The 12,799-nt window shown below is 62.5% G+C and carries 11 protein-coding genes and 1 pseudogene; 10 read left to right on the top strand and 2 right to left on the bottom strand.

Annotated features, from left to right (window positions below; genetic code table 11):
* From ACREB4_RS20600 to ACREB4_RS20585, 4 genes are all read left to right on the top strand, one after another.
* Positions 1-784: carbamoyl phosphate synthase small subunit (locus tag ACREB4_RS20600; protein WP_431590116.1), on the top strand; the 784-nt coding region annotated here is incomplete at its 5' end.
* Positions 777-4,052 (top strand): carbamoyl-phosphate synthase large subunit, encoded by a 3,276-nt coding sequence (carB, locus tag ACREB4_RS20595; RefSeq protein ID WP_431590115.1) that lies wholly within the window; start codon positions 777-779, stop codon positions 4,050-4,052. The genes ACREB4_RS20600 and carB, both read left to right, overlap by 8 nt.
* 123 nt (positions 4,053-4,175) lie before the next feature.
* Positions 4,176-4,652 carry a transcription elongation factor GreA gene (greA, locus tag ACREB4_RS20590; RefSeq protein WP_431590114.1) on the top strand — a complete coding sequence of 159 codons (477 nt, stop codon included), beginning with the start codon at positions 4,176-4,178 and terminating at the stop codon, positions 4,650-4,652.
* A 9-nt stretch (positions 4,653-4,661) separates the two neighbouring features.
* On the top strand, positions 4,662-5,093 hold the full coding sequence (locus tag ACREB4_RS20585; protein ID WP_431590113.1) for a DUF4149 domain-containing protein: 432 nt from the start codon (positions 4,662-4,664) through the stop codon (positions 5,091-5,093).
* A 13-nt stretch (positions 5,094-5,106) separates the two neighbouring features.
* Here ACREB4_RS20585 and yhbY read toward each other — a convergent pair whose 3' ends face one another.
* Positions 5,107-5,574, bottom strand: coding sequence for a ribosome assembly RNA-binding protein YhbY (gene yhbY / locus ACREB4_RS20580; protein ID WP_431590112.1), 468 nt, complete (start codon positions 5,572-5,574; stop codon positions 5,107-5,109).
* A gap of 17 nt (positions 5,575-5,591) precedes the next feature.
* Here yhbY and ACREB4_RS20575 point away from each other — a divergent pair, with 17 nt between their 5' ends.
* The 4 genes from ACREB4_RS20575 (at position 5,592) to glmM (ending at position 10,665) form a co-directional block, all read left to right on the top strand.
* On the top strand, positions 5,592-6,266 hold the full coding sequence (locus ACREB4_RS20575) for an RlmE family RNA methyltransferase (RefSeq protein WP_431590111.1): 675 nt from the start codon (positions 5,592-5,594) through the stop codon (positions 6,264-6,266).
* Positions 6,267-6,460: 194 nt separating this feature from the next.
* The gene (gene ftsH, locus ACREB4_RS20570) at positions 6,461-8,365 is read left to right on the top strand and encodes an ATP-dependent zinc metalloprotease FtsH (protein ID WP_431590110.1); all 1,905 of its coding nucleotides are present in this window, start codon (positions 6,461-6,463) and stop codon (positions 8,363-8,365) included.
* Positions 8,366-8,440: 75 nt separating this feature from the next.
* The gene (gene folP / locus ACREB4_RS20565) at positions 8,441-9,268 is read left to right on the top strand and encodes a dihydropteroate synthase (protein ID WP_431590109.1); all 828 of its coding nucleotides are present in this window, start codon (positions 8,441-8,443) and stop codon (positions 9,266-9,268) included.
* Between the two features lie 65 nt (positions 9,269-9,333).
* Positions 9,334-10,665: a phosphoglucosamine mutase gene (glmM, locus tag ACREB4_RS20560; protein WP_431590108.1), complete on the top strand. Its 1,332-nt coding sequence runs from the start codon at positions 9,334-9,336 to the stop codon at positions 10,663-10,665.
* 18 nt (positions 10,666-10,683) lie between these two features.
* Here glmM and ACREB4_RS20555 read toward each other — a convergent pair whose 3' ends face one another.
* Entirely contained in the window at positions 10,684-11,196 is a 513-nt protein-coding gene (locus tag ACREB4_RS20555) for a fasciclin domain-containing protein (protein WP_431590107.1), read from the bottom strand.
* Positions 11,197-11,432: 236 nt separating this feature from the next.
* Between ACREB4_RS20555 and pstS the strand changes: the two genes are divergently transcribed.
* Together pstS and pstC are read left to right on the top strand one after the other, a co-directional pair.
* On the top strand, positions 11,433-12,467 hold the full coding sequence (gene pstS, locus ACREB4_RS20550; RefSeq protein ID WP_431590106.1) for a phosphate ABC transporter substrate-binding protein PstS: 1,035 nt from the start codon (positions 11,433-11,435) through the stop codon (positions 12,465-12,467).
* Between the two features lie 139 nt (positions 12,468-12,606).
* Positions 12,607-12,799 (top strand): annotated as a pseudogene (gene pstC, locus ACREB4_RS20545) (phosphate ABC transporter permease PstC); the annotation flags it as partial.

Below are 12,799 nucleotides of genomic sequence, written 5' to 3'. Positions count from 1 at the left end.
GCGTACCAAGGGTGCGCAAAACGGCTGCATCGTCGGCTTGCCCGCCGGCCAGGCCATCACCGATGCGGTGAAAGCCGACGCCATCGCCAAGGCCAAGGCCGCGCCCAACATGGCCGGCCAAGACTTGGCCAAGGTGGTGTCCGCCACCGAGACCTCGGTCTGGACCGAAACCGAATGGACGCTGGGCGAAGGCTTCGGCCAGCAAACCGCGCCCAAGTTCCACGTGGTCGCGTATGACTTCGGCGTCAAGCGCAACATCTTGCGCATGCTGGCGCAACGCGGCTGCAAGGTCACCGTGGTGCCCGCCAAGACGCCGGCATCTGAAGTGCTCAAGCACAAGCCCGATGGCATCTTCTTGTCCAATGGCCCTGGCGATCCGGAGCCCTGCGACTACGCGATTGCTGCCACCCGCGAGCTGATCGAAACGGGCATCCCCACATTCGGGATCTGCCTGGGCCACCAGATCATGGCGCTGGCTTCTGGCGCCAAGACCTTCAAGATGAAGTTCGGCCACCACGGCGGCAACCACCCGGTCAAGGACCTGGATTCCGGCCGCGTCAGCATCACCAGCCAGAACCACGGTTTTGCGGTTGACGAAAAAACGCTGCCCGCCAACCTGCGCCCCACGCACGTGTCGCTGTTCGACGGCACGCTGCAAGGGCTGGCCCGCACCGACAAACCCGCTTTCTGCTTCCAGGGTCACCCGGAAGCCTCGCCCGGACCGCATGACATCAGCTACCTGTTCGAACGCTTTGTGGCATTGATGGAGAAGAACAATGCCTAAGCGCACAGACCTCAAAACCATCCTCATCATCGGCGCCGGCCCGATCATCATCGGCCAGGCTTGCGAGTTCGATTACTCCGGCGCGCAGGCCTGCAAAGCCTTGCGCGAAGAAGGCTACAAGGTCGTTTTGGTCAACAGCAACCCTGCGACCATCATGACCGACCCGAACACGGCCGATGTCACCTACATCGAGCCCATCACCTGGCAGGTGGTCGAGCGCATCATCGCCAAGGAGCGCCCCGACGCGATCCTGCCAACCATGGGCGGCCAGACCGCGCTGAACTGCGCTTTGGACCTGCACAAGCACGGCGTGCTCGACAAGTACAAGGTCGAGATGATCGGCGCCAACGAAACGGCGATTGAAAAGGCCGAAGACCGCCTGAAGTTCAAGGACGCGATGACCAGCATCGGCCTGGGCTCGGCCAAATCGGGCATCGCCCACACGCTGGAAGAAGCCTGGGCGGTGCAAAAGCAGATCGCCGCGCTGACCGGCGGCCCGGGTTTCCCCACCGTGATCCGCCCCAGCTTCACGCTGGGTGGCACGGGTGGCGGCATCGCCTACAACCCCGAAGAGTTCGAAGAGATCTGCAAGCGTGGTCTGGACCTGTCGCCGACCAACGAGCTGCTGATCGAAGAATCGCTCATCGGCTGGAAAGAGTACGAGATGGAAGTGGTTCGCGACAAGGCGGACAACTGCATCATCGTCTGCTCGATCGAGAACCTCGACCCGATGGGCGTGCACACCGGTGACTCCATCACCGTGGCCCCGGCCCAAACGCTCACCGACCGCGAATACCAGTTGCTGCGCAACGCCTCGATCGCCATCTTGCGTGAAATCGGCGTCGAGACCGGTGGCTCGAACGTGCAGTTCTCGATCAACCCGAAGGACGGCCGCATGGTCGTCATCGAGATGAACCCGCGTGTGTCGCGCTCAAGCGCGCTGGCCTCCAAAGCCACGGGCTTCCCGATCGCCAAGATCGCGGCCAAGCTGGCCGTGGGCTACACGCTCGACGAGCTGAAGAACGACATCACCGGTGGTGCCACGCCCGCGTCGTTCGAGCCTTCGATCGACTACGTGGTCACCAAGATCCCGCGTTTCGCCTTCGAGAAATTCCCCGCCGCCGATTCGCGCCTGACCACGCAGATGAAGTCCGTGGGTGAGGTGATGGCCATGGGCCGCACCTTCCAGGAATCTTTCCAGAAAGCCTTGCGCGGCCTTGAGACCGGCATCGACGGCCTGACCGAGATCAGCACCGACCGCGAAGAGATCATCCAAGAGATCGGTGAACCCGGCCCTGAGCGCATCCGCTTCCTGGGTGACGCTTTCCGCCTGGGCATGAGCCTGGACGAGGTCTTTGAAGAAACCAGCATCGATCCCTGGTTCCTGGCCCAGATCGAAGACATCATCAAGACCGAGGCCGACGTCAAGGCCCGCAAGCTGGAAACGCTCAGCACCGCCGAGCTGCGTTACCTCAAGCAGAAGGGCTTCTCGGACCGCCGCCTGGCCAAGCTGATGGGCACCAACCAGCACGACGTGCGCCGCGCGCGCATCGCCCAAGGCGTGCGCCCGGTCTACAAGCGCGTCGATACCTGCGCTGCCGAGTTCTCCACGCAAACCGCCTACATGTACTCGACCTACGAGGTCGAAGGCGCCGAGTGCGAGGCCGAGCCCACCAGCCGCAAGAAGATCATGGTGCTGGGCGGTGGCCCGAACCGCATCGGGCAAGGCATCGAGTTCGACTACTGCTGCGTCCATGCCGCCCTCGCCATGCGCGAAGATGGCTACGAGACCATCATGGTCAACTGCAACCCTGAAACCGTCTCGACCGACTACGACACCTCCGACCGCCTGTACTTCGAGCCCGTGACGCTGGAAGACGTGCTCGAGATCGTCGACAAGGAAAAACCCGTCGGCGTGATCGTGCAATACGGCGGCCAGACGCCCTTGAAGCTCGCGCTCGACCTTGAGGCCAACGGCGTGCCCATCATCGGCACCACGCCCGACAGCATCGACATCGCCGAAGACCGCGAACGCTTCCAGGCCCTGCTGCACACGCTGGACCTGAAGCAGCCGCCCAACCGCACGGCCCGCACGGAAGAAGCGGCCCTGTCGCTGGCGCAAGAGATCGGCTACCCGCTGGTCGTGCGCCCCAGCTACGTGCTGGGCGGCCGCGCCATGGAAATCGTGCACGGCGACAAGGACCTGGAGCGCTACATGCGCGAAGCCGTCCGTGTCTCCGACAAGTCGCCTGTGCTGCTGGACCGCTTCCTGGACGACGCCGTCGAGGTCGACGTGGACTGCATCAGCGACGGCACCGATGTGATGATCGGCGGCATCATGGAGCACATCGAGCAAGCGGGCGTCCACTCGGGCGACTCGGCCTGCTCACTGCCTCCGTACACCCTGAGCCAGCCTTTGCAAGAAGAGCTGCGCCGCCAAACCGCCCTGATGGCCAAGGCCCTCAAGGTCGTCGGCCTGATGAACGTGCAGTTCGCCATCCAGGGCGATGTGACGGGCAGCCTGGACAAGGCCACCGTCTACGTGCTGGAAGTCAACCCACGTGCTTCGCGCACCGTGCCTTACGTGTCCAAGGCCACTGGTCAAGCCCTGGCCAAGATCGCCGCGCGCTGCATGGCCGGTCAGAAGCTCAAGGACCAGACCAGCGCGGACGGCAAGCCCCCGCGCGAAGTCATCCCGCCATATTTCAGCGTCAAGGAAGCCGTGTTCCCGTTCAACAAGTTCCCGGGCGTCGACCCGGTGCTTGGCCCGGAAATGCGCTCCACCGGCGAAGTCATGGGCGTGGGTGTCACCTTCGGCGAAGCCATGTTGAAGTCGCAACTGGGCGCCGGTTCGCGCCTGCCCACCAAGGGCACGGTGTGCATCTCGGTCAAGAACAACGACAAGGCCCGTGCCGTGTCGGTGGCCCGTGACCTCGTCGCCCTGGGCTTCAGCCTGGTCGCCACCAAGGGTACCGCCGCGGCCATCGCTGAAGCAGGCATCCCCGTCAAGCCGGTGAACAAGGTCAAAGACGGGCGCCCAAATATCAGTGACTCGATCAAGGCGGGCGAAATACAGTTGGTGTTCACCACCGTGGACGAGACCCGCACGGCCATTGCCGACTCGCGCAGCATCCGCACGGCCGCCCTGGCCAACCGGGTGACCTACTACACGACCATGGCCGGGTGCGAGGCCGCCGTCGAGGCGCTCAAGCACCAGGACGATCTGGTGGTGTATTCACTGCAAGAACTTCACGCCAAACTGCACTAAACTGCGTCATCGGCCAGGGTGATGAACATCGCCCTGGCCACTGATCACCATGAGGGCCGCGCCCGGAATCCATCGCAAGATGGCTCACGGGCGCGGCTCCATTCATTTCGAGAGACACACATCATGTCGACCATTCCCATCACCAAAAATGGGGCTGAAAAGCTCAAGCAGGAATTGCAGCGCCTCAAGCATGTTGAGCGTCCTGCCGTGGTTCTGGCCATCGCCGAAGCGCGGGCCCAGGGCGACCTGTCGGAAAACGCCGAATACGACGCCGCCAAGGACAAGCAGGGCTTCATCGAAGGCCGCATTCAGGAAATCGAAGGCAAGTTGTCCGCCGCCCAGATCATCAATCCGGCCGAGCTGGACGCTGGCGGCCGCGTGGTCTTCGGTTCCACCGTTGATCTGGAAGAAGAAGAGTCCGGCGAGGCCGTGACCTACCAGATCGTGGGCGATGACGAAGCCGACCTCAAGTTGGGCTTGGTGTCGATCAGTTCACCCATCGCTCGCGCCATGATCGGCAAGGAAGCCGGTGACGTGGCGGCCGTGCAGGCGCCCGGCGGCGTGCGCCACTACGAAATCATCCAAGTCCGCTACCAATAGATGCTTTCGATGAGTTTCAGGGCGCGTTTGCAGGCACTTCTGGCCGCCCTTTGGGCGGGGATTCTGGTGGGAGTTGGGGGCATCGCTGCGCCCAGTCTTTTCGCTGTGCTGGAACGGGGCCTCGCAGGCATGGCGGCCGGGCGCATTTTCGCGGTGGAGGCCCATGTCAGCCTGGCGCTGGCCATGGTGCTGTTCTTTTTTGAACGTCAGCGCTCACGGCAGCCAGGACAGTCGGTCATGTCGGCCGAGTTGTTGTTGGTGCTGGGGGCCTTGTTCGCCACCGTGCTGGGCCACTTTGCCCTGAGCCCGATGGTGGTGGCGGCCAAGGCGGGGCAGGGCACGCTGTCCTTCGGCACCCTGCACGCCTTGTCGTCTGGTTTGTTCGTGCTCAAGGGCCTGATGGTGTTGGCCCTGGCATGGCGGCTCACTGGCCGCCGCTGAGGGAAAAGCCCGTTCAGCCGGGCTTCTTGGTGCTGGGAACGCGCTTCTTGGCGCGTTTGATCAGGCCGCCGGCGGTCACGCGCTGGTTGCCCATCACGGTCACTTTCTTGACCTCGGGGCGACGGGTGCCACTCTTCGAGAATTTCAAGAGTTTGACGATGCGCGAACCATTGCCCGTGCTTTGGGCTTCTTCGGTCACCTTTTCGGGAATCGGGCGCCACAAAATCAGCAGTTTTCCGATGTGCTGGATCGGTGCGGCGCTCAGTTGATCGCACAAAGCGGCGAACATGTCGTTGCGCGCGGTGCGGTCGTCTCCCAGTACGCGAATCTTGATCAGCCCATGGGCTTTCAAGGCGTTGTCGGTCTCTTTGACGACGTTGGTTGTCAGGCCTTCGTTCCCGATCATGACGACGGGATCAAGGTGGTGCGCGTCGGCCCTCAGGGCGCGGCGCTCGGCAGTTGTCAATTCAATAGCAGGCATACCTCTATTATCGAGCCATGAAAGTCAAAACGAAAAGCAAAAAGGTCAATAAGGCCTGGTTGAACGACCATCTGACCGATCCTTATGTGCGAATGGCCAAAAAAGATGGGTTCCGGGCCCGGGCGGCTTACAAGCTCAAAGAGATCGACGAAAGCCTGAATCTGATCAAACCCGGCCAATTGGTGATCGACCTGGGCGCGGTGCCCGGGGCCTGGAGCCAGTACGTCCGTCGTAAATTCGCCCCAAAGGACGCGGGCGTGGGCGGTGCGGCTGTGGGCGAGCTCAATGGGGCCATCATCGCGCTCGACATCCTGGATTTCGAGCCCATCGAGGGCGTGCAGTTCATCCAGGGGGATTTTCGGGAAGACGCTGTTTTGGCGCAACTCGACGCCATGGTGGGCGGTCGGCCCGTCGACGTGGTGGTCTCGGACATGGCACCGAACCTGAGTGGCATCGAGTCATCGGACGCGGCGCGGATCGAGCATTTGGTAGAACTGGCTGTGGATTTTTCCCTGGCCCACCTCAAGCCAGAAGGTGCGCTGGTCTGCAAGGTCTTTCACGGCAGCGGCTACAGCCAACTGGTGGAATTGTTTAAAAAGTCATTCCGGGTGGTCAAACCGATCAAGCCAAAAGCCTCGCGGGACAAATCTTCGGAAACATTTTTAGTGGGCATTGGCCCTAAAAATCGATGATGAACCGCAAATCCTGGGGTTGTCGGGGGATTGGGCCATGCAAGCGGGGGCTTGACTCGCATAGAATCATCCCCATGTACCGCGAAGACTGCGTGTTCAGTGGCTTGGATGCGGGGTTTTTTGAATCTGTTTTTGGTTTTCGGACTGCATCCTGCGCCGGCCGACACAGAGGTGATAGGAAATAAGGAGCCGCGGTGAACAATCAATGGTTCTCGAAAATTGCTGTTTGGCTGGTGGTGGCGCTCGTGCTGTTCACCGTGTTCAAGCAGTTTGATCGCGCCACGACGGCCGGTAACCAAATTGGCTACTCAGACTTCCTCGAAGAAGTCCGCGCCAAGCGCATCAAGAGCGTCACCTTGCAAGACGGGGGCGGCGGCACCGAGATCATTGCGGTCACCAGCGACGACAAGCGCCTGCGCAGCACGGCCACCCTGTTGGACCGTGGTCTGGTTGGCGACCTGATCAACAACGGCGTCAAGTTCGACGTCAAGCCCCGCGAAGAGCCCTCGCTCATCATGAGCTTGCTGGTGTCGTGGGGCCCCATGCTGCTGCTGATCGGCGTGTGGATCTACTTCATGCGGCAAATGCAAGGCGGTGGCAAGGGCGGGGCGTTCAGCTTCGGCAAGAGCCGCGCACGCATGCTGGACGACACCAACAACAACATCACCTTCGCTGATGTGGCTGGTTGCGACGAGGCCAAGGAAGAAGTCAAGGAGCTGGTCGACTTCCTGCGCGATCCGCAGAAGTTCCAGAAACTGGGCGGTAGGATTCCCCGCGGCGTGCTGATGGTCGGCCCTCCCGGTACCGGTAAGACCCTGCTGGCCAAGTCCATCGCGGGTGAAGCCAAGGTGCCGTTCTTCACCATTTCGGGCTCCGACTTCGTGGAAATGTTCGTCGGCGTGGGCGCGGCCCGTGTGCGCGACATGTTCGAACAGGCCAAGAAGAACGCCCCCTGCATCATCTTCGTCGACGAAATCGACGCGGTCGGTCGCCACCGTGGCGCCGGCCTGGGTGGCGGCAACGACGAACGCGAGCAGACCCTCAACCAGATGCTGGTCGAGATGGACGGTTTCGAAACCAATCTGGGCGTGATCGTGATCGCCGCGACCAACCGCCCGGACATCCTGGACCCGGCCTTGCTGCGTCCCGGCCGTTTCGACCGCCAGGTCTACGTGACCCTGCCCGACGTGCGTGGCCGCGAACAGATCCTGAACGTGCACGTGCGCAAGGTGCCCGTGGGCCAAGACGTGCGTTCGGACATCCTGGCCCGTGGCACGCCTGGTTTCTCCGGTGCCGACCTGGCCAACCTGGTCAATGAAGCCGCGCTGTTCGCCGCACGCCGCAATGGCCGTGTGGTCGAGATGCAGGACTTCGAGAAGGCCAAGGACAAGATCATGATGGGCCCGGAGCGCAAGTCGCTGATCATGCCCGAGGAAGAGCGCCGCAACACGGCTTACCACGAGGCTGGACACGCCCTGGTGGCCCGCATGCTGCCCAAGACCGACCCGGTCCACAAGGTCACGATCATCCCGCGTGGCCGTGCCCTGGGCCTGACCATGCAGTTGCCTGAAGGCGACCGCTACAGCATGGACAAGGAACGCATGCTGGACACCATTTCGGTGTTGTTCGGTGGCCGGATCGCCGAAGAGGTGTTCATGAACCAGATGACCACCGGTGCCAGCAACGACTTCGAGCGTGCCACCGGCATCGCCCGCGACATGGTGATGCGTTATGGCATGACCGACGAACTGGGCCCCATGGTCTACGCCGACAACGAAGGCGAGGTCTTCCTGGGCCGTTCGGTCACCAAGACGACCAACATGTCCGAGCAGACGATGCAGACCGTCGACCACGTCATCCGCCGCATCATCGACGAGCAGTACGGCGTGGCCCGCAAGCTCATCGAAGACAACCAGGACAAAATGCACGCGATGGCCAAGGCCTTGCTCGAATGGGAAACCATCGACGCCGAGCAGATCGAGGACATCATGAGCGGTCGCGAGCCTCGCCCGCCCAAAGATTGGCTGCCCCGTGGCACGCCCCCTGGCGGCGGCACCAAGCCACCCGTCAGCCCTGACGGTGCGCCGGCTGCGGCCTGATCCTCCACGGCGCCCTTGAGGTGCGGTTCATCAACGGGGCTTCGGCCCCGTTGTCATTTTCAAGGTCGTTTTTCCATGTTCTGGCAAACCACACGATTCCGCATCGACCTGTCCACGCCCAAGGTGATGGGCATCGTCAACGTGACGCCGGACTCGTTTTCGGATGGGGGCCAGCACGGTGATGCGGCGTCTGCGCTGCGGCACTGCGAACAACTGGTGAAAGAGGGGGCCGACCTCCTCGACATTGGTGGCGAGTCCAGCCGTCCTGGTGCGCCGACATTGAGCGTCGATGAGGAGTGGGCCAGGGTCGGGCTCGTGCTGCAAGGTGCGCTCAAACTGGGCGTGCCGGTGTCGCTGGACACCTGCAAGGCCCCCGTCATGCAGCGGGCCCTGGACCTTGGCGTCGACATCATCAATGACATCCGCGCCTTGCAGGCCCCGGGGGCCGAGGCAGCCGTGGTCGCACATGGCCAATGTGGCATCTGCCTGATGCACATGCAGGGCGATCCTGCCACCATGCAGACTCGCCCGCAGTACACCGATGTGATCGACGAGGTGCGCACTTTTCTGAGTGAACGCGTGCAGGCCCTGGTGAAGCAAAACCTGTCGCTCAGCCGCCTGTGCCTGGACCCTGGCGTTGGCTTCGGCAAGACGCCGGAGCACAACCTGGACCTGCTGCGGAGGCAGCGCGAGCTGGCCGAGTTAGGTTTGCCCCTGCTGGTGGGGTGGTCGCGCAAGTCGACCTTGGGCCACGTCACAGGCAAGCCGGTGGGCGACCGCCTGGCGGCCAGCCTGGCCGCGGCGCTGGCCAGCGTGCACCGTGGCGCACACGTGGTGCGCGTCCACGACGTGGCCGCCACGGTCGATGCATTGAAGGTGTGGTCGGCTTCCGAAACCCCCTAATTTTGTGATCCTGCCGGAGAAATTCCGCGTCACAATCGACCACCCTTTTTCACACCGCACTGTCCATGAGCAGACAATATTTCGGAACCGATGGCATCCGTGGCACGGTTGGCCAAACCCCCATCACGCCTGATTTCGTGTTGCGCCTGGGGCATGCAGTAGGACAGGTTTTGCGGCGTTCGGAATCCCATCCCACGGTGCTGATCGGCAAGGACACCCGCATCTCCGGGTACATGCTCGAGTCAGCCCTCGAGGCCGGTTTTGCCTCTGCAGGGGTGGATGTGCTCTTGACCGGCCCGCTGCCAACGCCTGGCGTGGCCTACCTGACACGCGCCCTGCGCCTGAACCTGGGCGTGGTCATCAGTGCCTCGCACAACCCCTTCGCCGACAACGGCATCAAGTTTTTCTCGGCCCAGGGCGAAAAGTTGCCCGACCAGTGGGAGCAAGATGTCGAGGCTGCCCTGGAAGTGCCGCCCGCGTGGGTGGAGTCGCCCAAGCTGGGCAAGGCGCGTCGTCTGGAAGATGCCCGCGGCCGCTACATCGAATTTTGCAAGAGCACCTTCGCGTCCTCGATGTCGCTCAAGGGCTTGAAACTGGTCGTGGACGCGGCACACGGCGCGGCCTACCAGGTCGCGCCCGAGGTATTCCACGAACTGGGTGCCGAGGTCATTTCCATCGGCTGCGCACCCAATGGCGTCAACATCAACGATGGCGTGGGGGCCACGCATCCCCAGGCGCTGGTGCAGGCGGTCAAGGATCACCATGCGCACTACGGCATCGCCCTGGATGGCGACGCAGACCGCCTTCAACTGGTGGACGCCGATGGTCGCCTCTTCAATGGCGATGAGTTGCTGTACGTGATGGTGGCCGACCGCCTGGCGCAAGGCCAGGCCGTGCCGGGGGCCGTTGGCACGTTGATGACCAACATGGCGGTGGAGCTGGCCTTGCAGGAAAGGGGGGTGGGCTTCGTGCGCGCCAAGGTGGGCGACCGCTACGTGCTGGAAGAGTTGCTCAGCCGCGGCTGGCAGTTGGGCGGGGAGGGCTCGGGCCACCTGATCGCCCTGGACCGCCACACCACGGGTGATGGCATCGTGAGTGCCTTGCAGATCCTGCAGGCGGTGGCCCGCAGCGGCCAAAGTCTGTCGAGCAGGCTTGAGGGTGTGACCTTGTTTCCCCAACGGCTCATCAATGTGCGCTTGAAGGCCGGGCAGGACTGGAAAAACAGCGCAGCGCTGGCCGCCGCCCAAGAAGCCGTGCTGCGGCAACTGGATGGCCGCGGGCGTGTGCTGATTCGTCCGTCAGGCACCGAACCTTTGCTGCGTGTCATGGTCGAAGCCCAGGATGGGCAACTGGCCAACCGCTGTGCGGAGCAGTTGGCCGAAGCAGTCCAGTCCTGATGAGCGGACCGTTCTGGTTTACTTCTTGACGGCGGGCATCAGCACGCGGTCAATGACGTGCACCACACCATTGCCAGCCACCAAGTTGGCTTTGGTGACCAGGCCTTCGTCCACCGTGACGAAATCACCGGCCTTGGACGCGGCGATCTGAGCGCCGTTGACCGTGGTCAGCGTGCTGTTGGCGTTGATGTTCTCAACCTTCAAGGCGCCAAGCACCACGTGGTAGTTCAAGACCGATTTGAGCAACTCTGGATCTTTGGACAGCTTGTCCAGCGTGGCGGCGGGCACGGCCTTGAAGGCATCGTCCGTGGGTGCGAACACCGTGACCGGGCCGGAGCCTTCCAGGCTGGCACCCAGGCCGGCTTGTTGAACCAGCTTGTAGAACGTCGACAACTCTGGCGCGCGCGCGGCGATGGCCACGACCGTGGCGGGTGCTGCGTCCTGGGCGTGTGCTTGGCCGCCCAACAGCATCATGGTGGACAGCCAGGCGGTGGCCAGCAAACGTGTCGCGGTGGTGGGGATGTTGCGCATCTTGAAATACTCCGGTTCAATGCCTGCCCGCAGACCATCTGGGGCAACCCCGGCACCTTAAAAGTATCATGTGACATTCACGTGACCTGAAAATGACAGAAGCGTCATGTCACATGGGCCGCATGGGCCTTTTGGATTTGTGACAACGCGACCAGACCTGTCATAGACTCGTCACAATGCCCGCCTACAGTCCACCTTGAGAAATTTGTCTGTCACAGGTTTTAAAAGGCGAACACATGAAATTCAAGATGATCCATGCTGCGGTGGCTGTTGCCCTGTCCTTGTCGGCCGGTCTGGCGCTGGCCGAGGACGTGACTGGCGCGGGTGCCACATTCCCGGCGCCTGTTTACGCCAAATGGGCTGACTCGTTCAACAAAGCCACTGGCGTGCGCATCAACTACCAATCGGTGGGCTCGGGCGCAGGCATCAAGCAGATCAAGGCCAAGACGGTGGACTTCGGTGCCACCGACATGCCCCTGAAAGACGAAGAACTGGCCAAGGAAGGCCTGGTGCAATTCCCGACCGTGATTGGCGGCGTCGTGCCCGTGGTCAACATCAAGGGCATCACGCCTGGCCAGATCAAGCTGACCGGCGAAGTGCTGGGCAACATCTACCTGGGCAAGATCACCAAGTGGAACGACCCAGCCCTGACGGCCCTGAACCCCGGTGTGCCTTTGCCTGATGCCGTGATCGCGCTGGTTCGCCGCGCCGATGGTTCGGGCACCAGCTTCATCTTCACGAACTACCTGTCGAAGGTGAACGCCGAGTGGAAGGCCAAGGTTGGTGAAGGCACCGCCGTGAACTGGCCTGCTGGCGCGGGTGGCAAGGGCAATGAAGGTGTTTCGGCCTTCGTGCAACGCCTGCCGAATTCGATCGGCTACGTTGAATACGCCTATGCCAAGCAGAACAAGATGTCGCACGTTTCCCTGAAGAACGCCGCGGGCAATTATGTGCAGCCCGACGACGTGACCTTCAAGGCCGCCGCTGCCAGCGCCGAATGGGACAAGTCCTTCTACCAAGTGCTGACCAACCAGGCTGGCAAGGAAGCCTGGCCCTTGAGTGGCGCCACCTTCATCCTGCTGCACAAGAGCCAGGAAAAGCCAGCGCAAGGCGCCAGCACCTTGAAGTTCTTCGAGTGGGCCTATGCCAGCGGCGACAAGACCGCGGCCGATCTGGAATACGTGCCGCTGCCGGCGTCCGTGAAGGACCTGGTCCGCAAGCAGTGGGCCACCGTGGCCGATGCCTCGGGCAAGCCACTGTCTTACAAGTGATCTGATTTGACCGATCCTTTGCCGGGCGCCTTCAGGTGCCCGGTTTGTTGTTGATGGAGGCTCGCACGCCATGACTGCAATCCTGCCCGCCAATCTTGACGGGGCCGATGACGCGTCTTCCCAAGGACGAACATCCTTCATGAAAAATCCTCCTCCCCGCCGTGTGACCCTGCCTTGGGCCGACTGGGTGTTCGCGATGCTGGCACGTGGTGCCGCTTTGCTCACCCTGACGCTGTTGCTGGCGATCATCGGTTCGCTGATCGTGGGCGCCTGGCCTGCCATCCGCGAATACGGGTTCAGTTTCCTGTGGCGCACCGAGTGGGATCCCTGTC

Source organism: Aquabacterium sp. (assembly GCF_050725395.1).
Taxonomy (GTDB): domain Bacteria; phylum Pseudomonadota; class Gammaproteobacteria; order Burkholderiales; family Burkholderiaceae_C; genus Aquabacterium.
This window is presented reverse-complemented; position numbering and strand designations above follow the sequence as displayed.